The following is a 25,571-nucleotide window of genomic DNA, read 5'->3' as shown; positions in this document are numbered from 1 at the left end:
AGGGCCGCTTAGTTACGTGGCGCTACCGGAAACTGCTCAAACATCGTGGCGACTGCCTTATCAATCTGCTTGGCCGACTTGATAGGCTTATTGGATAGAATGCTGGTGGTAGTGCCTTGCCATATCTGCTCTTTGCGGGCGGCATCTACAATGTCGATAGTGGCGGTACCCTCCTGGTACTGGCCTACCGGTATGTCGCGGGCATCCCAGTGGTAGCGCCGCTGGCCGATGTACTGCGGCGCGCCATCAAACCGAAAGTTGGCCTCCCGCGTCTGAATTTTCTGCTGGGTCACGATGCCGATGTTCACCCACAAGTCAGGCTGCTCGGCTTGCTGAAAACCGCGGCGTGCCATCTCGGCTGTCACCGCCCGCTTGAGGTCAAAGATGCCAGTGCCCGAGTTCTGAAATGCCGAGTCGTTGCGGGCCACCGCGTCCATAAAGCCATAGGTTTTATAGGTAGCGAAGTTGATACCCGTCTTTTGGTCAACCTGCGCCAACCGCTCATTGGTAGAGCAAGCCACCAAGCCAAGTGCGAAGGCTAGCAGCGGCAATTTTAGAAAATTTGACAGGAAATACATAAGCAAGAAGGTTACAAGAGTAGTGCGGGTCAACAGCTTATACGGTTATCCTAGGTAGGTCGTCTACCATGCCTAACAGCACAATGCCCAGCCAGCGCGTCATTTCACTCGCGCTGGCTGGGCATGTGGGTCAGTTAATCGCTATTCCCTAGGTCTACGAAAAGCCCAGCACCGGGTGCGGCTGATACGGCTCCTCCAAGCGTTTTATCTCATCAGCGCTCAGCTTCACATCAATGGCAGCCACGGCATCTTCGAGGTGGCCGGGCTTGCTGGCCCCCACAATGGGCGCCGTAATTGCGGGCTTCGATAGCATCCAGGCCAGGGCAATTTGGGCATTAGGCAAGCCCCGCTCTTGGGCAATCTCGGTCACGCGGTCGGCCACCGCAAAATCGTCATCGCGGCCGTAGAGGCTCTTGCCAAAAGCATCAGTTTTGGCTCGCTCCGTCTCGTTGCGCGCCTTGCTACGCCCGCCCGTAAGCAACCCCCGCGCCAGCGGCGACCACGGAATAACACCAATACCTTGGTCTTGGCACAGCGGCAGCATCTCACGCTCTTCCTCACGGTACACCAAGTTGTAGTGCGGCTGCATGCTCACAAAGCGCGTCCAGCCGTGCTTATCGGCCAGGTACAGCGCCTGCGCAAATTGCCACGCGTACATCGACGAGGCCCCGATGTAGCGCGCCTTACCAGCCTTCACTACATCGTGCAGCGCCTCCAGCGTCTCTTCAATGGGCGTGTCGTAGTCCCAGCGGTGTATCTGGTACAAGTCCACGTAATCGGTACCTAGGCGCTGCAAACTGGCGTCGATGGCGCTCATAATGTGCTTGCGCGACAGCCCTTTTTGGTTGGGGCCGGGCCCCATAGGGTTAAATACCTTAGTAGCCAGCACCACATCGTCGCGCTTGGCAAAGTCGCGAAGCGCTCGCCCCACTACCTCCTCGCTAGCGCCATTTGAGTACACGTCGGCGGTATCAAAGAAATTGATGCCCAGTTCTAGCGCTTTCTGAATGAAAGGCCGGCTCTGCTCCTCATTCAGAGCCCAGGGCCAGCGGTCGGTGGGCGTGCCGTAGGTCATGGTGCCCAGGCATATTTTAGAAACGTGTAGGCCAGTAGCCCCTAAACGCGTGAATTCCATAATGTAGTCAGCCGCGACAAGCGAGCAAGGTGGTTGAGCACCTGTATACGGCCGAACTACCTAGGCGGCGTTCACTAAGCTTCGCTTGGGAGGTGCTTGCTTGAATTTATTTTTAAGCACGAGGAACCGCTGCTCATATAAATAATAAGAAGCTGTCGCCACTCCATAAAGAACCAGCAGATTCAGCGCCAAAGAATCGGCATACGGAAACGCGTTTTTCCACGGCTGGTTATGCGTAAATAATTGCTGCCAGATATATAGACTATAAGACAGAATGCCAATTTGCTTAAAAGCTGACCAACCCAATATAGTTGAAAACAGATTTTTCTCTTGCTTCAAATTAAGTAAAATAATCCAGGCGATTAGTGTCGAGAAAAACAATCGCGAAATATGAGGTATAAACAATACTGATTCCTTATACCCAATAGTAACCGCAAGCAGAAATAGCGCAAAACTTAAAAAATAATTATTCCATAATCTATCTATTACGACTACTTCCTTAAACACGAGTATAGCGCATAAAGAACCTACCAGGATAGAAACCGTTCCGCTGCCGAAGAACACAGAATTGAGTAGAAAGACTAGTGCATGAATAGCTGTATTGGTATAGAAAATCCCAACTTTGTTTACCGCCAACAGCCCAATTATAGGTAATACGATTACCAATAAGCTTATCAATAGCGTGTACCTATTAAGGTTAAGCACTAATAGAAAGGGGAAGAACAAATAGAACTGTTCTTCTATCGACAGCGACCAAAAGTGCCCACTGTACCAATCGGCGCTATTCGGAATTGGTATATTTTTAATATACAAGGCCGAAGCTAGAAACCCAACAGGCGTGACACCCAGCGCAAAGCACACATTCAGAATGAGCAATACCAGCAGAAATAAATACGCCACCGGCATAATTCGTAACGCTCTTCTTATATAGAAGAGCTTAAGTGAAATATGGCCGTTCTTTATTTTCTCCTTGAACAGCAGCGTAGTAATAAGAAAGCCGCTCAGTACAAAGAATATTTCCACTCCTACCTCGCCCAATACATCAAAATAGGGATTCTCTTTCAGGCAATGGCTAAGGATTACTATAATAATAGCAACTCCACGAAGGCCATCTAGATAAGGAAGATATGGCTGAGCTAACTCAGTAGGAACTGCCGAAACCTCATTCGACAATTTAGTTTTAAGTATACTCAGCTTCATAAAAGGAACTATAAGCAGTGATAAATTACAATCGCCCGCAGCAAAACAGTTGATTTATCGCGCATTTTATACAGCAGAAAATTGCTCGCTTTTAGCATTAGTAGACATTTAACTAATTAGCTACCAGCAAAAAATCATTGACAAAAATACGGGTCAAATATAGAACAACTCGCAGATAAGCTTGTGATTATACTAGCCAATTAGTTGGTAAATTGCTTTATCGCCTCATCGCAAAGCACCGCTTAACTGATAGGTTAGTAACTATATGAGCATAAAAATGCTCAGCTTACCAGCGACTAATTTGTTTTTTGTTACCGGTGCCTCTGTGGAGCCCGTGCTCTTGCCAAGCTGGCTAAGCGCGCTGCTGCTTTGCCAAGAGGGAGCGCTTCTTTTCGACGCACTCAGCTCGGGAGGCGCAAAAACAAAAAGCCCACCTAACGACCGTTAAGCGGGCTTCCTAATTACTGGTAAAGATTACTCTTTAGAACGGCCAGGCTTGCTTTTTGGAGTACCGTCTTTCTTTCTGCCGTAAGGAGCTTCTGCATCTACCTCACCGGCTTCGCGCGGTGCCCGTGCCTTACGCTCCTTTACTGTTGGCGTGTAGTCATCGCTCATCAGCGCGTCTACTTCCTCTAGGGCACTTTGCAGGTTGATTACCAAGGAAGACACTTTACGCAGCGCACGTTTAACGTCGGATTTGAACGCGTCAGCTTTTTGAGCGTTGTCTAGTATCTGTTGTAATTGGGCAAGGTCTACTGCCATTTGAAGAAAGGTTGACTGTTGGTGTATGGTTTAATAATGCAAAAGAACACAAGTTTTATCATACTAACAAGTATATTACCAGCTATCATTAGCATTAGTTACATTTTAATTAATTACAGTGTGTATCAACGACGAATAGTGCTGCCTTGATTACTTAAATTCATCGTTATTATTAGTGGATATTAAGTGAAATAGAAGCCACTAACTTAGAATTATCCTTTCTTAACTGGCAGCTGTATACATAGTAATAGTGCTGGCCTATTGCACTAAGTCTAGCAAAAAGGAGCTGACAAGGCTTATAGAATTACGTTTCGGCATCTTAATGCATATTGCTTGAACAATTAACCACTAAAAAGACATATTTTCTTTCTTAACTCAACTTTACACTGAATTTAATCAGATATTCACCATTTTACCTATTACTCTTCAAAGTCCTATCGCGCTATTTTTTTTCTATAAAGAGGCTAGGTCTGCTTACCCTTACAACTGTCTGGAGCTATCTTATCCTGACATGCTATATAGTGTAGTGTTATCTAGGTACCTAGGTCGCCTATATGGCTAGCTCCGTACTTATACACCTTACTATTACTTACGCTATACCTTCTTAAACAGCATATTGGAGCACCATATCCTAAGCAAAACCACGTTTTGCAGCTTACCCGCTGACTAAGCAGTTGACGAATGACTTCTCAACACGCTACTAGCCGAGCTGCCCAACCTAGGGACCACTAGTGCTGCTGTATTAATAGGGCTTTTGAGGCGAATAGCTTTTCTTGCAGGCGCTCCTCGCCACGCCATGCGTAAACCTCAAGCTAGTTTATAAGCCGCCTGCCAACGCACCTAGCCTTTCGCCTAGCGTTGGTGACGAAGTGTGAGTGACCTTATCGTAGCACTCAACATAGCGTGGCTCTCACAGAACTTGGTAAGCCGTTTCTACGCCTGGGTTTAATCTGAGCACAGCGTAGCTAGGGTAGTCCTAGCATCTCCTGCTAGCCTGTATTACAGCATCACAAAGCTGATTTACCAAAATAACTCCGATACCATCTTTCAGACGGGTCTCTATAGGTATCAGTGCAATATGATTAGCAGGCAAATTCTATATCTATTTCACTAATCTTATATCGATTTTGCACTTTACCTAATTACTATCTGACGACATAAGCTACTCTATTGAAATGGTCATCTATATGGTGAACTAGAAATGAATTTTCTTTATTAAAACGAGAAATTATTTAATATAAGGAATACTTGCTAAAACAGCAATGGGGAGGCAAAAGCGCATAACTTTTCTGATATTCACCAAAATTTCATCTAAGCTAGCATTTTGAAAATATTGCTTAGGAGCGAAATAAGAATTTCCTTTACAACACTATTCCTTCCCCGCTCTTCCTATGTTAGCACTATTTCCTTTCTTGTCAGTCTGCCGCCCAGTAGTAGGTCTTCAACAGCTAGCTATTACCTAGGTACAGTTTATGCTACTAGGCAGGTATCCTGCTCGTCTGGCAAGCTGGCACCCGCTGCAATAACGCATCTTGCTCTTTGCGTCGCAGCATAACCAGCCGGCTGTTACTTTCTAATTTTCAGCGCTATAGCAGACAGGCCGCTATTATTTTTTGCTTAATATGCAGCCTTCTGGCCTAAGTGGGGTCTCAGGCTCTTCAAGCAATCGCGCTACTTAAGTAGCCCTATGCAATAGGCCATACTTACCCTCTCTTTTCTACAGCATCGCTATTCCGGTTGCGCGCCTTCTGCTTTTACGCAGCATTAATAAAAATGCGCTTTAGCATTAAGCTATTACGCTCAATTACTCTTTAGCTAGCTTTTTCTTTCGCTTTCGCTTGTTCCGCTCGGAACGTCATTTTTCACTTATTACCCATTCCCATCTATGAAGGCAGTTATTTTGGCAGGCGGCTACGGCACGCGCATTAGCGAGGAAAGTGGCATTCGGCCCAAACCCATGGTAGAAATTGGTGGCAAGCCAATTCTATGGCATATTCTTAAAACGTATGCTCACCACGGTATTACCGACTTTGTGATTTGCTGCGGCTATAAAGGCCATATGATTAAGCAGTATTTCGCCGATTACTTCCTGCTTACCTCGGATGTGACTTTTCGGACGGACCGCCACGAAATGCAAATCCACCGCAACAATGCTGAGCCCTGGACGGTGACGCTCATTGACACGGGCCTCGAAACCATGACGGGTGGCCGCCTACGCCGGGTGCGCGAGTATGTGGGCGACGAGACGTTTTGCCTCACCTACGGCGACGGCGTAAGCAACATCGATATTCAAGCCAGCATTGCCTACCACCACCAGCAGGGCGCCCAAGCTACCCTAACGGCCGTGCGCCAGCCGGGCCGCTTTGGAGTATTCAGCCTGAGCGAGGCCGACAGCCACGTCAACAACTTTACGGAGAAGCCCGAAGGCGGCGAAACGCCCTGGATTAACGGCGGCTTCTTTGTGCTGGAGCCCAGCGTATTCGACTATATCGATAGCGACAGCACGGTATGGGAAAAAGGTCCGATGGAGCGTTTGGCAGCCGAGGGCCAGTTGGCCGCTTACCGCCACAGCGGGTTCTGGCAGCCCATGGACACCCTGCGCGACCGCAACATGCTCGAAGAACTCTGGCAGGCCGGCAAAGCCCCGTGGAAAGTATGGTCCCCAGAGCCTGTTTGGACCCCCGCCGCCCCTCGACAAGCGGCCGCTCCTGTCGATGCACCTGCCCGGGCATTGCCTGAGCAACTACTAGCCGGTGTGCTCTAACCTCTGTTTTTTTGACCTTTTTATTGCATTAATCTTACTGTTTTTATGACTTTGTCGCGCATTCTGCTCACGGGCAATATGGGTTACGTAGGGCCCGGCGTAGTGCAACAGCTTCGCCAAGCGTTTCCTGCTGCCGAACTGATTGGGTACGACCTAGGCTTTTTCGCTCACTGCCTCACGGGCGCTGAGCGCCTGCCTGAGTCGCGGCTCGACCGCCAGGAGTTTGGCGACGTGCGCCAAGTACCCGCCGAGCTACTCGCCGGTGTAGATGCAGTAGTGCACCTAGCTGCCATTTCCAACGACCCCATGGGCAAGGCCTACGAGGAAGTGACGATGGAAATCAACCACCAAGCGGGCATTGAGCTGGCTCGGCAGGCCAAAGCGGCTGGGGTGCGGGCTTTTGTATTCGCTAGCTCGTGCAGCATCTACGGCATGGGTGGCGAAGATGCTAAAACCGAAACCTCGAGTGTGAACCCGCTTACGGCGTATGCCCGCTCGAAAGTAGCTAGCGAGCAAGACCTAGCTCCGCTGGCCGACGACGACTTTGTGGTAACCTGCCTGCGCTTTGCTACTGCCTGCGGCTGGAGCGACCGCCTGCGGCTCGACCTAGTGCTCAATGACTTTGTAGCCAGCGCCGTAGCTACGGGCGAAATCAGCATTCTGAGCGATGGTACGCCTTGGCGGCCGCTCATCCATGTGCGCGACATGGCGCGCGCCATTGAGTGGGCTGTGACCCGCGAAGCCACAAATGGCGGCCGCTTCCTGGCCGTAAATGCCGGCTCCGATGCGTGGAACTACCGCGTGAAAGAGCTAGCCGAGGCTGTGGCCGAAGCCCTGCCCGGCACCCGCGTAAGCGTAAACCCGGCCGCCGCCCCCGACCTGCGCTCGTACCGCGTCGATTTTAGCTTGTTCCAAGAGCTCGCGCCCGACCACCAGCCCCAGCACAGCCTGGCTGCTACCATTGCCGAGCTGCACGAAAAGCTGTTGGCTATGGGCTTCCGTGACCCAGAATTCCGCGGCTCGCGGCTGATGCGTCTGCGGGTACTAGCTGCCCTGCGCGAGCAAGGCGAACTAACCGAGCAGCTAACCTGGACCAGCCCAGTTGCGGCTGAAGCTTCGCTGGCCTAGGCCAGTACTTGACGTAGCCTTTTCTGCATACCCTTTCTATGACTTTTACTGAAACCAAACTGGCGGGCGCCTTCATCATTGACCTAGAGCGCCGTACCGATGAACGCGGTTTTTTTGCCCGCTCGTGGTGCGAGGATGAGTTTGCCGCCCATGGCATTTTCCTGCCCCCGCTGCAAGCCAACTTGTCGTCGAACCCCACCCAGGGTACCCTGCGCGGCATGCACTACCAGCTGGCGCCCTACGAGGAAAGCAAACTGGTACGCTGCACCCGCGGCGCCCTCTACGATGTGATAGTAGACCTGCGCGAAGAGTCGCCGACCTACGGCCAGTGGATAGGCGTAGAGCTGACGGCCGATAATTTTCGGCAGCTATTCGTGCCTGGCCGCTTTGCCCACGGCTTCTTGACCCTAGAGCCTAATACGGATGTGGCCTATCAGGTATCAGCCAAGTACACGCCCGGCGCCGAGCGTGGCCTGCGCTGGAACGACCCAGCCATTGGCATCGAGTGGCCAGCCGTGCCGCAGTTAGTCTCGGCCAAAGACCAAGTTCACCCCGACTTTCAGCCGCTGGCTACTCCAGCTACCATTACGCTTTAGCCTCACGCTTTTTTCTGCATCATGATATTAGTTGACAACGCACTAAAGGCGCGGCAAGCTGCTGGCAAGCCCATTCGGGTAGCCATGGTAGGCGCGGGCTTTATGGGCCGGGGCGTGGCCCGGCAAATCTGCCGCTACGTGCCGGGCATGGAGCTGGTCGCCATTGCTAACCGCACCCTAGCCCAGGCGCGCCGCGCCTACGAAGAGGCAGGCGAGCTAGGCCCACAAGAAGTGTCGTCGGTAGCCGCGCTAGAGCGCTGCATCGAGCTTGGCAAGCCGGCTATCACTGAAGATGCCCTGCTGCTGAGCCGGGCAGGAGGCATCGATGCCATTATCGAAGTGACGGGTGCCGTGGAGCACGGTGCACACGTGGTGCTCGAGGCCATCAAGCACGGTAAGCACATTGTGCTGCTCAATGCCGAGCTCGATGGCACGGCTGGCTCTATCCTGAAAGTGTATGCCGACCGCGCTGGTGTGGTATACACGGTGTCGGATGGCGACCAGCCGGGCGTGACGCTTAACCTAGCACGCTTCGTTATTGGCCTAGGTGTCAAGCCTGTGCTGTGCGGCAACATCAAAGGCCTGCACGACCCCTACCGCAACCCAACCACCCAGGAGGGCTTTGCCCGCCAGTGGGGCCAAAACCCGAGCATGGTCACCAGCTTTGCCGACGGTAGCAAAATCAGCTTCGAGCAGGCTGTTATCGCCAATGCCCTCGGGATGGAAGTGGCCCAGCGCGGCATGCTAGGGCCCACCGTGGCCCCGGGCACGCCCATCAGCAAAGCCGCTGAGTGGTACCCGCAGGACCTGCTGCTGAGTGGCGGCCCCGGCATTGTGGACTACGTAGTGGGCGCCGAGCCGGGCCCTGGTGTGTTTGTACTCGGTACGCACGACGACCCGGTGCAACAGCACTACCTCAAGCTGTATAAGCTGGGTCCAGGGCCGCTTTACTGCTTCTACACCCCTTATCACCTCTGCCATTTCGAAACCCCCAACTCGGTAGCGCGGGCCGTGCTCTTCAATGATGCGGCGCTGGCTCCGCAGGGTGCTCCGAAGGTAGAAGTAGTAACGGCGGCTAAAATCGACCTCAAAGCCGGCGAAACGCTCGACGGCATTGGCCATTACATGACGTATGGCTTGGCGGAGAACTACCCGCTGGCCCGGCAGCAAAACCTGCTCCCCATAGGGGTGGCCGAGGGCTGCGTGCTGCGCCACGATGTGCCTAAGGACCAAGTGCTCACCTACGATGACATCATCTTGCCCGAAGGCCGTCTCATCGACCAGCTGCGCCGCGAGCAGGAAGCCTACTTTGGGCAGCCGGCGCTCACCGATGCCCTGGTGCTGGAAGGTGCGCTAGCCAAGAGCCCGCTCTAGTAGCGGCGCTGGCAAGCTAGCTAGCCGTGGACAGCGGCCAGCTTACTCTCGCATACGCTGGAGTAAGCTGGCCGCTGTTTTTTAGGAGCTGGCAGCTACTTACTCTTTTATATTCGCAGTCTTGGCCTAGGCAGCTACTTGTTCTGCGGGCACTCGGTTGCCGTATTTTAGCTCACCTAGGTGTGCCATTAGTGCGGTTTTTCAGGCAAGGGCTAGCAACAGCGCAACTGCTAGCGCCAGCCTACTGCCACAGTTGATACCTCATGAAAATAGTTTTTCTCTGCGGTTGCCTCGAGCCTGGCCGCGATGGTGTTGGTGATTATGCCCGCCGGCTGGCCATTGAGCTAGTTCAGCAAGGGCACGAAGCTTATGGCATCAGCCTAAACGACACTTACGTTACGCAGGCAACGCTCGAATCGCAGCCAGTAGATGAGGCCAGCCTGACAGTGCTGCGGCTACCCGCCGCCTGGCCAGAAGGCCAACGTTTTGAGCGCGCCCAGCAACAGGTAGCTACCTGGCAGCCCGACTGGCTAAGCTTGCAGTTTGTACCATTCTCGTTTCATCCTAAGGGATTGAATATTAGCTTGGCGAAGCACCTAGCGTCACTAGGAAAGGGCCGCGCCTGGCATATCATGTTTCATGAGCTGTGGGTGGGCATGGACACTCATGCGCCCCTCAAGCACCAGTGGTGGGGCCGCGCGCAGCAGTACCTTATTACACAGCTCATTAATAAGCTAAAGCCACGGGTTATCCATACCCAAACCCTGCTTTACCAAGCGCAGTTACAAAAGATTGGCTTTGCAAGCGAGCACCTGCCGCTCTTCGCCAATATTTCTAATAATGCACCCCAACGCCCGTCCACCGCTACTGGCAGCTCAGACCCAGCCGTTGCGGACAAGGCCGTGCAATTGGTTGTGTTTGGCAATATCCACGTGGGCACGCCCATCCAGCAGCTTGCCCGCGACGCGGCGCAATATGCGCGCACCCACGACACCACAGTAACGCTCACGCTGCTCGGCCGCTGCGGCAGCGAGCAAGCACTTTGGGCCGCTACTTGGCAGGCAGCGGGCTTGCCGGTAGAAATACTAGGCGAGCAAGAGCCTGCCCGCATCTCGGAAGTGCTACTGGGTGCTACCCTAGGCATCGCAACTACGCCTGCTGTGCTGCTCGGCAAAAGCGGCACGGCGGCTGCTATGCAAGAGCACGGCCTACCCGTGCTGTGCGTAGCGCACGCTTGGCAGCCCCGCGGCATTACCCTTACCCAAACCACTCCGGGCATCGCGGTATACCAAGAGGGTAATTTCGGCACTTACCTTACCAAGCAAGACTCGCAGCCGGTGCGGAGGCTGCCCCTCGTTGCCCGCCAGCTAGCCGATGCCCTAGCACGTAGCCGCTAGCAGGATTATTTGCGCTGGCCTATTTTCTTGGCCGGCACTCCTGCCCATATTTCATTGGGCAAAATGGACTTGGTAACAACGGCACTGGCGGCCACGATGGCCCCCATGCCAATAGTAACTCCCTTTAGCACTACCACATTCGCTCCAATCCAGACATCTTCGCCAATCACGATAGCTTGCTGGGGCCCTTCCTGCATGCGCATCGGCTGGCCGGCTACAATGCCGTGGTCGTGGTCGACAAAGCGGCTACCCGAGGCAATGAGCGAGCCTTTGCCGATGTCAATACTTTCTCGAATGTTGAACTCACAGCCCGTGCCAATGAATACGTCATCCTGAATGCGGATGGCGGGTCCTGGCTGCCACGTACCATCGTACTTAAAATATATACCCTGCTCTAAGATGCAATTTTTACCGATAGCGACCTGATGTGGCCAAGTTATCGTGAGCTTCGGCACTTGGGTTCCGCTGCCGATTTTCATGCCTAGTAGCGACAGCCACTGGCGGCGAAAAAACCCGAAAAACTTAGGAGCATATCGAAAGCGAAAGACGAAGCCGCCTTGCTGCAGAATATAGTTTGCGCGCATTCTAGACTATTACCTAAGCAATACATGATTGCAAAGTTCGGCTAAATATAGGAGTCGGCCTGTGAATACCGCTGCCCTTTGAGCCCAATATAATGTGGGGTAACCCTTATGGGTAGCACTGTTGCATATCGTGTGGCATCTGTCGCAGCACGACAGTGTTCACAGATGCCCTTCCTAAGCCTATATATGTATTGCCTAAGGCCATTTTGGCTTGCAACAACGCGGTGGATAGCACTTTAGCGGGTTGTGCAACTTGTATTGCCCTGTGCTTTTTTCTGATTTATATCCTATTCAATCAAGATAGATTTCAGCACCAGCAAAGGGGCGGCGTGCAACATTCTTGCTTTATTTAGATAAGCTCCGCTTATTACTATAGGCAGCTGAGACCTGCTGGGGCACTTCTAGGCTACAGCCTAGCTACCATGTAAATCTATAATTAAGATTTATACTTTTTTTCATCATAGAATTGCCTCGTCATTAAAAAATACAAATTGTAATTCATAATCATTAAACCTTCATTTTGTCAAATGGCTTAGTATTTTAATTTTTTTAAGCCTCAAATAGCCTTTTTATTGAACATATCTTATAAAATGGCTTGATTATTCTTATAAAAAGCACAAAATAGAAAGGAGACGCAATCATCCTCTATCAGATAACTTATATTTGCAACAAGACTCGAACTGTATTAGAATAAAATATTTTTAATAACCACTTTATGAGTAGCGTTTTGAAGGGCTATAAAATACGGGTACTATTTGCATTACTATCAAGTTTTTTTGTTCAAGCTGCACAAGCCCAAACTACGTTGCGTTTTCGGCTTGATAGCACTTATACCACCAGTGCGGGTGCTTACAGGGCTGATGGCAAACTTGTGCGCACCTTGTGGCAGCGGACTGTTTATAACCCCGGTGAATACCAAGTAAACTGGGATGGGCTTGACAACGATGGCCAGCCTGTGGGCGCTGGCACGTATAAGATTAAAGTAATTGCCCACAATGAGAAGTACGTGTGGGAAGGGGTAGTGGGCAACACTTCGGCTAGCTGGACTGATAACATCTGGCACAGCCTCACCACAATGCAGGACTTTTGCGGGGCAGCCAACGGCGAATCATACGCAGCCCTAGGATATAATGAAGTAACCTCCGGGCTGGTATACAGCCCGACGGGTACGGCGCAGGCCCCCCGGCGCATCTTCAACACAGACTTGTTTGACGCTTTCAGCTTTGTGCGGGCTGATGACACCTATATATATGCTGCAACTAACAATAGTGGTTGGGATAATCTGCACAGCAGCTTTATCATGCGCTTTCGGCAGTCAGACAAAGGAGAGGCCCCTTGGAGCAGCGGCCAAACGGCCATTTATGACCTGCACAAGCGCGTAGGCGTACTTAGCCTGAAGCAGGCGCCGGTAGCCAACCTACCCCAACTCGACACTTGGCTAGCTAATCGCATTACGGGCTTCGCCGTTAGCAGCAACTACATCGCTGTGGCGCGCAAGGCTCAAAACACGGTGCAGTTTTACGCTACCGCTACCGGCGCTCCCCTAGGTACCTTGGCAGTAGCCTCGCCGGGGCAAGTCGCCTTTGCAAGCACTGGCGACCTGTGGGTTATCACGGCTGGGCAGGTGAAGCGCTTTACCGTGACGGGCGGCAAGAGCTTTGCTGAGCAAAATACCTTGACGGGCATCGTTGCGCCGCTGGCGCTAGATGCGCATCCTTCGCAGGACTTGGTTTTGGTAGCCGATGGCGGCACCAGCCAGCAGCTAAAGGCCTACTCAGCGGCAGGCACGCCGCGCTGGACCTATGGCCAAGCGGGTGGCTACCCGGTGAAGGGCCCCGATGTAGTGAACGACAAGTTCTGGTTTGAAATAGCTGACCCCCTGGCGCGTGGTGCTGTTGACCGCGACCCTTATGGTGCCCCATTTACGTTTGTTAAATGGCAGCCCGATGGTACGTTTTGGGTGCTCGACGCTGGCAACGTGCGCGTGCTTCACTTTGGGGCCGACCGCAGCTACCGCGAGCAGATTATGTTTTTGCCCGACCGCCTGCATATAGCTGGCGACCAAGCAGACCCTACTCGCATGTTTTCGGGGCACCTCGAGTTCAAGGTGAGCACTTCTCCCTTGAAGCCCGGCGACCAAAGCCTGTTGTCCTCGCCTACCTGGAAACTAGTGAAGAACTGGGCTGCCGGAGGGGTAGACCATATGCGCTACAGCAGTCTCATCAACGTTACGACGCACGCTAATGGCCGCACCTATGCCCAGGTGCACGACAGCAACACTGATAATGCGGGCTGGCGCGCTGCCAGAACGCAAGTAGTTGAACTACCAGCTACTGGTCCGCTGCGCTTCACCGGCGTTTTGCTGGAAGAATTTGGCAATGGTGGCTTTGCATACGACCAGATGCCCGATGGCAGCCTGCGTTGCGCGCGCACCAACGTGGACATGCCGCAATCGGACTACGGGGTTAGCAGCACTGGTAAAGCCCAGCTCGTATGCGAAGAGCGTGCGCTGACGGGCTACGATAGCAACTTCAACCCGCAGTATGGCCCCGTAAAGGTGATGTGGACTGTGCTCAGCAGCTGGTGGCGGGGCAAAGACCCCTTCCCCAGTAAGCCTATGGGTGCCCGCATCCGAATACCGCGCACCGAAAATGGTAGCTATGTAACCTATCAGGCCTCTCGCAAAGAGCCCGGCGCCTACCACCTAGGTACAGTGGCTCCGAATGCAGCAGACTGGAACGCCAGGTTCCACCCCGGCCAGGTTATCAGCCGCCCCGAAGGCCGGGGCGCCTACCCCGAGGTAGATGCCTATGGTGGCTGGGACGGTGCTACTGTCTATGCCGATAAAAAGGACATCGTGGCGCTGTACAACGGCCAAAACAACTCGGTAAGCAATACTTTCTACCACTTCTCGCAAGATGGCCTGCTTATCAGCGAGTTTGGAGTACCGGCTACGGCTGCTTTTTTCAGCGACAGCAACTACTCGCCCCCCGGACTGGCCGGCAACAACATCGACATGTACATGATACGCCCCTCGGCTAACACCCTACACGTGTACACAGTAGATGAAGCCGCCCACGCCGGCCTCCACCGCTGGCGCGTAGAGGGCACCAATACCCTGCGCGAGCTCACGGGTAGCGGTCCCCTAGGCTCGACTATCGCCGTTGCCCAAGCCGGAGTGGTAGCCGCCCCCTTACCCGTTGTGCTCACCACGTTTGAAGCCGCCCGCAATGCCGCCACGGTAGTTTGCAAATGGACAACGGCCAGCGAGCAGAACAGCAATTATTTCGTAGTCGAGCGCAGTGCCGACGGCCAAGCTTACAGCGCCCTAGGCAAAGTAGCTAGTGGTGGCACCACCACCCAGGTTCGCAACTATAGCTACCTAGATGCCAAGCCACTGCCTGGCACCGCTTACTACCGCCTGCGCTTGGTGGACAAAGACGGAACGGAAAGCTTCTCGCCGGTGGCAGTAGTCACTGAGGCTGCCAGCGCTACCAGCGCTCCCCTGGCAAGCGTAGCGCCGAACCCGGGTACTAGCCTCTTCGAACTGATTACGCCTAACAGCCCCTTGCTGGAAGCCAACATCTATACGACGCTTGGCAAGCACATTTGCCGGCTTCGGCCAACTACTGGGCAAACCCAGCGCATTCCGTTCGACTTATCTACTTACCCCGCTGGCATTTACCTAGTGCAGGTACAAATGGCCAGTGGCTCTACTACCGTCAAGGTGGTGAAAAGCAACTAGCTTTTTCCTTAGCTGATTGCCTGTTTAATCGATAACGGCCTCAGTATACCTACCTAGGGTATGCTGAGGCCGTTGTCAGTCTGAGTAAACTTACGAAGCGTTGCCTATTGCTAGCGTGCTGATTATTCTAAGCTAGCTGCCCCTCAAACTTGCTCATAATCTTGTCGATAAACAGATAGTTTTTGGCGTACTCGCGGGCGTTTAGGCGAATGGTCTCGTGGCTGCCCGCTATGGCTTGGCGGAGCGCTGCATTCAGGGCCTGCTGGTTTTCTGCTTCGGCCAGTAAGCCTACCCCGTGCTTCTGCACCAGCGTGTGCAGTCCCGAGCCTTCGTTGGCAGTGATGAGGGCCAAGCCCCCTACCGCCAGTATGGTTGTGAGCTTGGAAGGCATCATCAGGTCGCTGGCATTGGCTTTCTGAATGACCAAGTGTATATCTGCCACGTTGAGAAATTTATTAAACTTCTCAACAGGCTGCAGCGGAAAGAAAATAACGTTATCCAACTTCAGCTCGGCTACTAGGTTCATCAGCTTCTCCTTGTAGGGGCCCGAGCCACAAATCAAAAACTTTACGCCGGGCTCCTGGCGAAACTCCTGCGCGGCATACACGATACTCTCTAGGCCCTGCTTTTCGCCGATGGCCCCCGAGTATAGCACAATAGTATCGGTAGCAGCGAAGCCAAACTCCTGCTTTAGCGCTCCCCGGTCGGTTATGGGGAAGAATCGAGCATCATCGACCCAGTTGGGAAACAGGACAACTTCTTTTTTAGCCTTCGCTTCAATCTTGGCCACCATTTGTTCCGACACCGAGCTCACGACCGTGGCTTGGTTGAAGATATACTTCTCGACTTTCAGCAAAAAGTTAACTACGCCCTCCGATTTAATCATGTTCAAATCGCGGGCGGCTTCTATCTGCATGTCATGGATGTGATAGATGAACTTCGCCGATTTGAGCTTCTTGTAAAGCACCCCAAGCAGGCCAAACTGAAAGGAGGGCGCCACGGCTACCACATAGTCGTGCTTCTGGCCAAAAGACAGCTGCACCACCTTGAAGAAGGAACTCACTAAAAAGGAGAAGTCGAGGAGCATGCGCTTGAGCCCCGACGGCGCGGCCGGAATGTACATGGGGCAGCGGTGCACCGTAATGCTGCCGCCTAAGGAGCCAGTGCGCTCTTCTACCTGGTAGCGATTGCGATTTTGGTAGTAGGGCTCCTGAACCTTCCAAAATGGGTAATACGGGTAGGCGGTGACGACCGTGCACGTGTAGCCCCGGTCGGCGAGCCATTGTATCATCTCGCCACTGTATTTGCCAATGCCAGTGGGTTCCGGAAAGTAGTTGTACCCTATCAGCAAAATTCGTTTATTCATAATCCCTAGGTAGCTGCGTCAAGAAATAGCTAGATAAACTGGATAGTAGCTTAGATTTTGTAGCCTTTGTGGTCGCGCAGCCAGTCTAGCGTGTGGCGCACGCCCATTTTCCGCGACACGGGGCTCCCGCCGGTTACTTCGTAAAGCGCATCGAGAGGCAGCACGTTGTCGGTCTGCATGTTGGTGAGCCGGAAGCTGGTCATAGGAAACTTTATCCCAAACTTGGCTAGCACATCGCCCACCGTAGCGGCCGCCTGAATGGCCAAGTAAGGCACCTTCTTAATCTTGCCTTTGCCCATTTCGGCAGCTATCTCATTGGCCCATTCCGCAATATGAATGGGCGGCTGGTCGCCAATGTAGAACGTACGGCCATGGATACCCGGGGCCGTTAGCAGCTTCTTCAGCTGGTAAACGGTGTTTTCTACGTAGCCATACGTCTTGGTGCACGTGCTGCCAAAGTCGAAGTACCGGTCTTGGTACACCACGTTAAAAAAGTCGATGTAGGGAATGCCGAACCATGGCCCCCAGATGGAAGTAGGCCGAAAAATCACCCATTCGAAGCTTTGCTTCGGGCTGTTTTTCACTACTAGCTCGCCTTCTACCTTGCTTTTGCCATATAGCGTGTGCGGTTTATAGTCGTCGTAGCCCTTCGGGATATAACCTGGCTTGCACACGTACATGGAAGACGCCAGCAATACCCGCGCTAGAGCCGGCAACTCGGCCGCTATTTTCAGTAGATTAGCAACGCCCGCCGTGTTGGCTTTGTAATACTCATCGTTGGTGCCATCGAGGTCCGTCACGGCGGCCAGATGCACGATGGCTTCGGGCGAGAAAGCGGTGATGAGCTGGTGCAGCTTATCGTAGTCCAGTAGGTCGGCCTGCTGCCAAACAGTTGCTTGGTCTTTATTGCGTGGGGCTGCCTTATCTAGGTTCAGAACTTCATAGCCTTCGCCTAGTAGGTTGGCTATCAAATTAGTGCCTATAAAGCCGGAGCCACCCGTTACCAAAATCTTTTTCATATTGCAGTTATAATGCCCTAAAAAACCTTGCTGATACCGACCTAGGCTCACGCGAGCATCTCACGGTCCTTGATAGGCTTAGCGGGCGTTCCCACGCATATTTTGCCAGCAGGTAAGTCTTTGAGCACGCTGCTACGCGCACTCACTATCGTGCCTTTGCCGATGGTGACGCCAGGGGCCACGTATACATCGTTGGTAATCCAGCACTCATCTTCGATGACTACCGGCTTGCTGAAGATGTCGAACGTCTTCTTTTGGTATTCGTGCCCGCCGGTGTTCACATACACCTGGTGGGCTAGGGCCACGTGCTGGCCAATGTCAATGCGGCCTAGGCTATACAGCACGCACTCGTCGCCTATCCAGGAATAGTCGCCCACGCTCACTAGCCAGGGATAAGTTACCTGCACCGACGACCTGATTTTGACATGCTTGCCGATTTTGGCCCCAAATAGCCGGAGCAAAAACACCCGCCACTGGTAAAGCACCTGCGGCGACCATGCAAAAATGGTGGCCTGCACTATCCACCACAGCTGTACTGTGATTTTGGATTTACCTCTAAATGAAGCAGGTACCGTAAATATACTTAAGTCTTGGTAATGCGGCATAACGCGTAAAATCACTCAGCGGGGCCGCCCGCAGGCACAGCCCCTAGGTTGGTCGGAGCTATTGAATAGCTTGTAAAAAGCGGACGGCGGCGGGCCGCACAGCAAACTCTTGCTCGAAGGTGCGGCGGGCCTGCTGCTGAAAATTGGTTTTTGCGGCGGCCGTTAGCTGCTGCCAGTGGGCTAGCAGCTCGTGCGTGCCGGCAGCAGTATCGGGCCTGACGGACCCTCCCCCAGCGCCTTCTATTTCGCGCCAAATATTTACTTGGTCGGAAATGAGCACTGGCTTGCCACAAGCTAAGGCTTCTACTACCGCGATGCCGAAGTTCTCTTGATGGCTGGGCAACACAAAGGCCTCGCAGCCATAAAAGGCGCCCCACTTGGCATCGCCCGTGAGCATGCCCGGAAACGAAACTGCGCTACGAAGCACCGGTGAGCCCGCCACTAACGCCTGCATACGCTGGCCATAGGGCGTATCGAGGCCGGGGCCCGCCACCAGCAACCTAGGAAGCTTTGGAGCTGGCGCTAGTTCCTCAGCGGCCTCCCCGCTGCTGGCTACCAAGGCTGCAGAGGCAGTTGTCCGCGCCTGCTGGCTTACCGCCGCATAGGCTTGCAGCAGCAGCTCTACTCCTTTCTTTTCGTGGATGCGGCTCAGAAACAAGAGGTAAGGTTCGCCGGCCAGTTCGGGGCATTTTGCCAGCAAGGCTTGCTGCATCGCCTCGCGTTGCTGAGGCGGCTCCTCCACGCCGAGCCCCACCACTACCGTGCGCTGGGGGCGGTAGGGCCGGAAGGGCTGAGTCGCCAGCCGGCGCTCTTCTTCGCAGGTGAAGAGCAACGCATCGGCCGTATTGATAAGCTGCTGCTCTAGCAGCTTCCAGTATAGCGTATTGCGAATTGCCTTTAGCCGGCGCCCAGAAGCCCGCTGAAAATAGGGGTCTAGCATACCGTGTGGCATCACAAACACTTTGGGCAGCGTCTGCCCCGCCGTGCGCTGGGCTTGCAGCTGCCGCTGAGCCCGGCGCACGGCATGGCCATAAAATAGCCACAGTCCGTGCACTACTACCGCATCAAACTGCGGCAGGTGTGACACCAGCCACGGCACCAGGTGCGGATTGTAACCCCACGGCCCTTTGCCGGCACCTAGGGCGTGCACCGTAAATGGGTCGTTTTTCAAAAATGCCGCGTCGGTCGGGTCCAGGCTCACGACTTCGTTGTGCACCGCCAGTTCGCTGAGGCCCGCAATAATGGTGCGCACTGCCTGGCACACACCACCCATGCGGGGGTCCATTTCGGGTACCACGTGCAGTACTCTCATACCTAGTAGCTTGTCGCTATGATTTCGCTGTAAATTTCTTCTATCTTATCCAGTGCCTCGTCAGTGCTGAAGCGTTTTGCATTTTGCAGGCCTGCTGCTACCACTGCTTGCCGCTCGGCCACCGATAGCTGCAGCACCTGCGCCACTACCTGTGCGCCGGCTTTGGCCCAGGCCACTACCTCAGCCGAGGCCGACGGGCGGCGCGGAATCAGAAACCCCGCTTCGCCGGCGACCTCCGTCATGGGTGCCTCGTTGGTCGTAATAACGGGGCATCCCGATGCCATCGCTTCGGCAATCGGCCAGCCAAAGCCTTCGGCCAGCGACGGAAACAAAAATACTGAGGCCCCAGCATAGGCGGCCCGCACGTGCTGGTCGGCTAGGCCGCTCAGCAGGTGAATATCTTGGCGGTAGGGTGACTGCGCGTGAGCAGCAGCTAGGCTCTCATTTGGCGCTTCGCCTACCAATAGCAATGGCAGCGCCGCGGCCCCGGTAGCGCGCCAAGCATTGTATAGCTCGATGACGCCAACCCGGTTTTTGTAAAAGTGATTGCCCCCTACGTGCAGCAGATAACCTGTCCCTAGGTCCAGGCCGACTTGTTGGCCTAGCTGCGCGCGCACTGTGGCCACGTCTTGCGGCGCAAAGCTTTGGTTTAAGCCATTGTACACCACGTCTGAACGCCGCGGTGTGGTTGGCAAAAATCGGTGCAGGTCTTCTTGCGTGCGCTGCGATACAGAAATGAAATGCTGCCCCTCGGCGTAGCCCCGCCTAATGTAGGCCTGGTACTGCTGCCCCGTCCAGCCCGGCGGGTTTTCAGGGATTTCGCCCAGCATAGACCGCTGCGCCAAAAAATCGTGGCAGTGCACCACCCGCGGCCGGCCGCTCAGCAGCGGCACCCAAGGCCCCAGGGCCTGGTCGGTAAACGAGAATAGGGTGCTAGCCGGATATTGCCGCAGGCGGCGGCGCACCGCGCTTGGAAATACAAGGTATTGGTCGAGGTAGCCCAGCCACTTTTTGAGGCTTCTAGGAGCCGGCAGCCGCGAAAACTTGGCTTCAGGCGCCCATATAGCCACTTCGTGCCCCCGGGCGCGCATGCCATCGGCCAGCATTTGCGCAAACCGCGGCATACTCTGGTGCCCTAGGAAGCTAGGATGAGCAAAAAAGACAATATTCACTGCGCGAAGAATTAAGTAGAACGTGAGCCGACTGCTTTTTCCAGCAGGGCGGCGGGCAAAAGCTGGCCCTAGGGGCGAGCTAGCTGCTGGCGCTCAGGAGTGTGGAGCGAGGCTATCATCAGCCCTCCTATCAGGGTGCTAAACCCTAGCGCCGTAGGCTGCGCCCACTGCCCCTGCAGCACGTTGAGCACACCGAAGCTCAACAGCATCCAGGGAAGCAGGTCATTCACGGCAAGCTTGCGGTAGCTAGCGAGTGCAATCTTAGTGCAGAACGCTAGGCGAATCACAATAACCAATACTCCTAGCAGAGGTCCCATCTCGCCAATTACTCGGGCCCACTCCTGCTCTGCTATCAGGAAGGTACGCTCTTCTCCCCCTTGCAGCAGCACGCTACCAGCATTGGTGCCCATGCCCATACCATAACCAAAGAAAGGCATCTGCGCCGAGTCGGAGAGCGCGCTCACCATGCCCCCGAGGAAGCGGTCTCCTAGGGTACCCTTCAAGCCACCTTCAATATCGCTGGCCGAATCGAAGCGAAATAGGAAGGCCTCAATAGCAGTCTGGACGAAGGGAATAAAGCTTAGGCCCGCCAAGACGACGGCAAAAATGACTATCCCAACGAAAAAATGGCCGATATATCCTGGCTTTTGCGCAACAATCAAGAATGCAAAAATGACGGAAACGCCAATCTGAAAAAACAGGCCGCGGCTGAGCGATATCGGAATCATCATGAACAGCGCCGCAGTAGCTATGAGCAGCACCACCCGGTTTATCTGCTTACTATCGAGCCAGAAGTAGAATAGAAAGCACGCTACAAAGCCATAAAACAGCGTATTACCATTGGTAAAGGAGAATGTGCCCGGCGGGCGGTAGAACCCCATAGCACCGCTAAAGCCAGCGCCTTCTAGGTCGCCCCCCACTCCTCGGTTGACCCAAGCCGACTGCGGACTATAGAACTGAATGGCTACTAGCACAGTCATCGGAATGGCAATCCAGAGCGTCGCGCGGCCCATTTTGATAACATCATCGCGGTCGAAAATTCGGCCTATGACGAACATGAGGGGAAAATGGAACAACATGATGCGTAGGCCATAGGCCGCTACCACCAAGTTGCCGTGCCCTAGGGCCAGCGACGCGATAAAACTGATACCATTAATCAGGAGAATACTAGTCAGATAAAAATTATCTGGCAGTTGGCCCGACTTCCACGTTTTGTATATCAGCCAGATGGCGAGGGGGTCGCGCACTACCAGCAGCGGCGAGGCCAGCCCGGGCAACACCCATTTGCGGAGCGCACCTTCAAAAATTAGCAACAAAAAGTACAGCCAGATACCACGCTTAAGCAACTGGTTCTCGGCTGCCTGCTGCTTGGGCAGGGCATACGAATACAGGGCCGCGGCGGCCCCACTTCCGCTAGTATTGTTGGTAGGTGAATAAGAATTCATGCGGGATAACAGGGTAAGCAGGAAAAACGATAAGGGCTGTTTTCTGCTAAAGCTCGTGCCCTAAACACAGTAATGCTTGGTGTAATATACTAGTATTCTTCTACTTTCCTTTGCTGACTAGGTGCTGTGAGATAGCTTCCGTTAGCTCTTGGCCATACACGTGCCAAGGCCGCTGGCGAGCAGTTTGCATAGCGGCGCGGCCCGCTTCTGCTACGGCTTCGGGCCGCGCCAAAAGCGCTTCTATCGCGGCTTGCAGTGCGCTCACCGACCCAGCCTCTACTAGCCACCCATTGTGCCCATGCTCGATGAGGTCGGGGCCGGCCGTGCGCTCGGTCGTTATAACGGGTGTGCCTTGCGACATCGCCTCGGTAATCACTAGCCCAAAGCCCTCGAAGAGCGAGGGAAACACCAGCACATCCTGCTCGCTCATTAGGCGCAGAATATCTTGGTGTGGCAAGCTGGGTATCCAGCGATGTTTAGCTAGCTCACGGTCCAGTGCGGGGCAATTATCACTTGCCTTGCGCCCTACCACTGTCAATTCCATTCGCGGCCCAATGGCATCAGCCGCCGCGAATAGGTTAGCAATGCCTTTGCGCTGCGATAGTCCACCCACGAACAGCACTTTCAATGGCCGGTGCTTAGCTACATCGTAGGTGCGCGCCTCAGCCACTGGCGGAAAGCCATACGGAATGATTTTAATGGGCGCCAACTGGCCCGGGAAAGCCGCTAACGTTTTGGCCGTGAAGCTGCTCGCCACAAAAATGCAGTCGGCTAGGCGCAGTTCTTCATCCTTACGCGCCAACTTGGCCTCCGAGTCGATAAGGCTAGTGAGCGTGGGAGCCCATTCGGGCCACTGCGTTTCTTCGGTAGCTAGCAAGCGTTGGGACTCGCGCCAGTAGCCAATGGGCAAATCGTAGAGGCATTGCACCCCTAGGCTCTTGGCCGCCTTAAACTCGGCAGCGGCGCCATCCTCATAGGCATACACAGCGGCTACAGATGCTGCGGCTGGCTGCTTCAGGCGCTTCGCTACCCGGTTGTCTATATCGTGGTAAACCGCATCGACACTGAATACTCCCTTTTCGTGCTCCGCTAGCTTTGCTAATCCTGCTTTCAGCGCCACTTGGCGGCCAACTTCTCGCCAGGGCCACATCTTCGTAACTGGCTGTAGCGCGCTATCAAAGCTGCGTCGGCGCACTTCTGCTAGAGGCCCTAGGCCGCCGAGCTTGTCCAGCGCGCTTCCCGCAAACGAGGCTATCGACGTGTGAAATTCCGCCAGTAGCCCGGCCTTCATCAGGCCATTAGCGGCGGCTCGCACATTCGCATTGCCAGTCGGATGAGAAAAAATGATTTTCATGCTGGTTTATCTTCTAGCCTAGCAGCCAAGCTCTGTTTGCGCTCAGAAACTCGCAAGGGTTGTAGGTAAGGTGCTCTGTGCGGGTTTTAGCCAGTGGCTTAGCTGGGTTGCCCACCACTATCCCTCCGGCCGGCACCGACTTGGTAACTACTGCCCCGGCGCCCACCACGGCACCGCGCCCTAGGTGCACCCCCGGCAGTATCATGGCATTGGTGCCAATCCACACGTAGTCATCGATTACAATTGGTGCCTTAGTATGACTCCAAGCGGGGTCCATTACATCGTGCGACGCAGTCAGTATGCAAACCCCATCGTTGATGCAGACTCGGTCCCCAATCTGTACCGTAGTATGTAATGCCAAATAGACTCGACCTAAAAAAGACTGCGCTCCTATTTGCAATAAATTACGGGGTCCATCTATTGTGACTTGCCCGATTTCGGCTTGCTCATGAATACGTGCTCCTTTTGCCAACAAGGCCGAACGCTTATAATTACGCGTTAACAGCTCCGGCAACGAAAGCATACGCTTTGCCCATGCTCGGTAAAAGCTTACCGAACCAAGTGAAAAGATTGCTCTATTTTTCCACAAGTAATTGATACTTGCCATATTCTAGATATACACTAAGGTCAACAGAGCAGGCTTCACTCATATTACTTACCTAAAAGCTAGCCTAGGGTACTGAACTGGGTAAAGACTATGCTACTAGTTCGCTACCTTTTATTTTACGCTTCTAGCTCTTATTACCGCGTAAGTGAAATGCACTATCAGCTGCGGAATCGCAATGAAGATGTTAAAAATCAACACTCCTTCTAAAGACGAGACCTTTAAAAAGTATACCCCAAGGCAAATAGAAACAATACTTACTATAATAGGAATAGCAGGATTTATCACCCATCCCCGATTATTCGACAGGTAAAAAGAATTACCTGCCATAGAACTAATCGTGCTACCAATTAATAGTAAAACTAATTCCTTGGATAATCCAGTATACTTATCACCTAATACTAAAAGGATTTGCGATGAAAAAAGCCAACAAGCTCCTACTATTAGTATATAAGCCCCTGTCAATCCTAGCTGTATTTGCAAAAATCTTTTAAGGAGAGTATTTGCATCATTTGGCAAACGAGCAAAACGAGGTACTACTAAAGAAGAAGTAATAGTACTGATAAGAATGAACAAAATACTTACGCGTCCCAGCGCTCCTACTTGCGCTACCGCTGCAGTAGAGCCAAGTATCGAGATTATCCAAATAGTTAATTGACCCGATATGCAATAATAAATCGACTCTGGAAGCAAGCGCTTAACCATTGCGAATATTTGCACACGAATCTCAGCATCTGGCTTTTGCTTGTCATCAACAAAGGCCTTTGAGATATTCTTCAGCTGAAAATTTGACCAAAACTGAGGAAGGCCAGCAGCCAATAGCGCTATAAAAGCTACCGGAAAAGCGAAGATGCTTAGGCCTAACAGCACCAGACGACCAACACTGGCTCCTAGCTCTACTTTTTGCAGGGGCACGATGTGCTGCGCTAACCTGGGCACGATACTGAAGAGTGTGCCAGAAAGTGCCGTGAAAAAAGCCGGCACAATGGAAACCGAAATTAAAGCTGCCGTGGCCCAGCTAGCTCCGTGGTAATGCAGCAGGTATAATAGGCCTGGCAAAAAAATTACTAGGCTAATTGCCGCGAATTTTTTTCGAAGGTTTAGGCCTGTTGCCAGCACCTTCCCAAACTGCTCTCGGTCCTGCCATACTTGGCCACCTTGCGCCATTACCCCGGCCGCAATGCCACCATCCGCCAAGATGGTCATTGCGCCCAGGGTAGTGTTGGCTAGTGTGTATAAGGCATACTCTTGGGTGGGTAGTAGCCGTATGACAAAGATGCCACAGGCAAAACTTATTGCCTGAATCATCAACTGAAATATCCCTACCGCACCAGCAAGCTTAGTCCATCCAATTATCTTTTCAAATGTAGAATTATTATTTAACCGCTCAACCAATACTTTCATGCTCAAAGCAATGCATTACACAATCTG

20 protein-coding genes are annotated in these 25,571 nt (G+C 53.4%); 6 read left to right on the top strand and 14 right to left on the bottom strand.

Features of this window, described 5'->3' with window-relative positions; all coding sequences use genetic code 11:
* Positions 1–8: 8 nt before the first annotated feature.
* From FNT36_RS08805 to FNT36_RS08790, 4 genes are all read right to left on the bottom strand, one after another.
* The gene (locus tag FNT36_RS08805) at positions 9–578 is read right to left on the bottom strand and encodes a DUF4136 domain-containing protein (protein WP_144846509.1); all 570 of its coding nucleotides are present in this window, start codon (positions 576–578) and stop codon (positions 9–11) included.
* Positions 579–732: 154 nt separating this feature from the next.
* Positions 733–1,713: an aldo/keto reductase gene (locus tag FNT36_RS08800; protein WP_144846507.1), complete on the bottom strand. Its 981-nt coding sequence runs from the start codon at positions 1,711–1,713 to the stop codon at positions 733–735.
* Positions 1,714–1,773: 60 nt separating this feature from the next.
* Positions 1,774–2,913 carry an acyltransferase family protein gene (locus tag FNT36_RS08795; RefSeq protein ID WP_144846505.1) on the bottom strand — a complete coding sequence of 380 codons (1,140 nt, stop codon included), beginning with the start codon at positions 2,911–2,913 and terminating at the stop codon, positions 1,774–1,776.
* A gap of 474 nt (positions 2,914–3,387) precedes the next feature.
* Complete coding sequence (locus tag FNT36_RS08790) at positions 3,388–3,675, bottom strand: hypothetical protein (RefSeq protein WP_144846503.1); 288 nt, start codon at positions 3,673–3,675, stop codon at positions 3,388–3,390.
* A gap of 1,885 nt (positions 3,676–5,560) precedes the next feature.
* Here FNT36_RS08790 and rfbF point away from each other — a divergent pair.
* The 5 genes from rfbF (at position 5,561) to FNT36_RS08765 (ending at position 10,934) form a co-directional block, all read left to right on the top strand.
* Positions 5,561–6,439: a glucose-1-phosphate cytidylyltransferase gene (gene rfbF, locus FNT36_RS08785; protein WP_144846501.1), complete on the top strand. Its 879-nt coding sequence runs from the start codon at positions 5,561–5,563 to the stop codon at positions 6,437–6,439.
* A 45-nt stretch (positions 6,440–6,484) separates the two neighbouring features.
* Positions 6,485–7,567, top strand: a complete 1,083-nt coding sequence (locus FNT36_RS08780) for an NAD-dependent epimerase/dehydratase family protein (RefSeq protein ID WP_144846499.1) — start codon at positions 6,485–6,487, stop codon at positions 7,565–7,567.
* A gap of 38 nt (positions 7,568–7,605) precedes the next feature.
* Positions 7,606–8,163, top strand: a complete 558-nt coding sequence (rfbC, locus tag FNT36_RS08775) for a dTDP-4-dehydrorhamnose 3,5-epimerase (RefSeq protein WP_144846497.1) — start codon at positions 7,606–7,608, stop codon at positions 8,161–8,163.
* Positions 8,164–8,184: 21 nt separating this feature from the next.
* On the top strand, positions 8,185–9,537 hold the full coding sequence (locus FNT36_RS08770) for an NAD(P)H-dependent oxidoreductase (protein WP_144846495.1): 1,353 nt from the start codon (positions 8,185–8,187) through the stop codon (positions 9,535–9,537).
* Between the two features lie 263 nt (positions 9,538–9,800).
* Positions 9,801–10,934 carry a glycosyltransferase family protein gene (locus tag FNT36_RS08765; protein WP_144846493.1) on the top strand — a complete coding sequence of 378 codons (1,134 nt, stop codon included), beginning with the start codon at positions 9,801–9,803 and terminating at the stop codon, positions 10,932–10,934.
* Positions 10,935–10,939: 5 nt separating this feature from the next.
* On the opposite strand, the gene FNT36_RS08760 is transcribed toward FNT36_RS08765, so the two are convergent.
* A complete protein-coding gene (locus tag FNT36_RS08760) occupies positions 10,940–11,518 on the bottom strand; it encodes an acyltransferase (protein ID WP_144846491.1) in 579 nt (192 codons plus the stop codon).
* Positions 11,519–12,233: 715 nt separating this feature from the next.
* Between FNT36_RS08760 and FNT36_RS08755 the strand changes: the two genes are divergently transcribed.
* Entirely contained in the window at positions 12,234–15,263 is a 3,030-nt protein-coding gene (locus FNT36_RS08755) for a T9SS type A sorting domain-containing protein (protein WP_144846489.1), read from the top strand.
* A gap of 127 nt (positions 15,264–15,390) precedes the next feature.
* Here FNT36_RS08755 and FNT36_RS08750 read toward each other — a convergent pair whose 3' ends face one another.
* From FNT36_RS08750 to FNT36_RS08710, 9 genes are all read right to left on the bottom strand, one after another.
* Positions 15,391–16,629 carry a WcaI family glycosyltransferase gene (locus FNT36_RS08750; RefSeq protein ID WP_144846487.1) on the bottom strand — a complete coding sequence of 413 codons (1,239 nt, stop codon included), beginning with the start codon at positions 16,627–16,629 and terminating at the stop codon, positions 15,391–15,393.
* Between the two features lie 50 nt (positions 16,630–16,679).
* Positions 16,680–17,648 carry an NAD-dependent epimerase/dehydratase family protein gene (locus FNT36_RS08745; protein WP_144846485.1) on the bottom strand — a complete coding sequence of 323 codons (969 nt, stop codon included), beginning with the start codon at positions 17,646–17,648 and terminating at the stop codon, positions 16,680–16,682.
* A gap of 47 nt (positions 17,649–17,695) precedes the next feature.
* Positions 17,696–18,253 (bottom strand): WcaF family extracellular polysaccharide biosynthesis acetyltransferase, encoded by a 558-nt coding sequence (locus FNT36_RS08740; protein ID WP_144846483.1) that lies wholly within the window; start codon positions 18,251–18,253, stop codon positions 17,696–17,698.
* A 58-nt stretch (positions 18,254–18,311) separates the two neighbouring features.
* Positions 18,312–19,565 carry a glycosyltransferase gene (locus FNT36_RS08735; RefSeq protein ID WP_144846482.1) on the bottom strand — a complete coding sequence of 418 codons (1,254 nt, stop codon included), beginning with the start codon at positions 19,563–19,565 and terminating at the stop codon, positions 18,312–18,314.
* Between the two features lie 2 nt (positions 19,566–19,567).
* A complete protein-coding gene (locus tag FNT36_RS08730) occupies positions 19,568–20,737 on the bottom strand; it encodes a glycosyltransferase family 4 protein (protein WP_144846480.1) in 1,170 nt (389 codons plus the stop codon).
* Positions 20,738–20,805: 68 nt separating this feature from the next.
* Positions 20,806–22,182 carry an O-antigen ligase family protein gene (locus FNT36_RS08725; protein WP_233635792.1) on the bottom strand — a complete coding sequence of 459 codons (1,377 nt, stop codon included), beginning with the start codon at positions 22,180–22,182 and terminating at the stop codon, positions 20,806–20,808.
* Positions 22,183–22,282: 100 nt separating this feature from the next.
* Positions 22,283–23,536: a glycosyltransferase family 4 protein gene (locus FNT36_RS08720; protein ID WP_144846478.1), complete on the bottom strand. Its 1,254-nt coding sequence runs from the start codon at positions 23,534–23,536 to the stop codon at positions 22,283–22,285.
* A gap of 13 nt (positions 23,537–23,549) precedes the next feature.
* Positions 23,550–23,897: an acyltransferase gene (locus FNT36_RS25910; protein ID WP_317129601.1), complete on the bottom strand. Its 348-nt coding sequence runs from the start codon at positions 23,895–23,897 to the stop codon at positions 23,550–23,552.
* 357 nt (positions 23,898–24,254) lie between these two features.
* A complete protein-coding gene (locus tag FNT36_RS08710) occupies positions 24,255–25,544 on the bottom strand; it encodes a lipopolysaccharide biosynthesis protein (RefSeq protein WP_144846474.1) in 1,290 nt (429 codons plus the stop codon).
* Positions 25,545–25,571 lie beyond the last annotated feature (27 nt).

This window comes from Hymenobacter setariae, from assembly GCF_007713685.1.
GTDB classification, from domain to species: Bacteria; Bacteroidota; Bacteroidia; order Cytophagales; family Hymenobacteraceae; genus Hymenobacter; species Hymenobacter setariae.
Note: the sequence above shows the minus strand (reverse complement) of the source record. Positions and strands in the feature narration are given on the sequence as shown.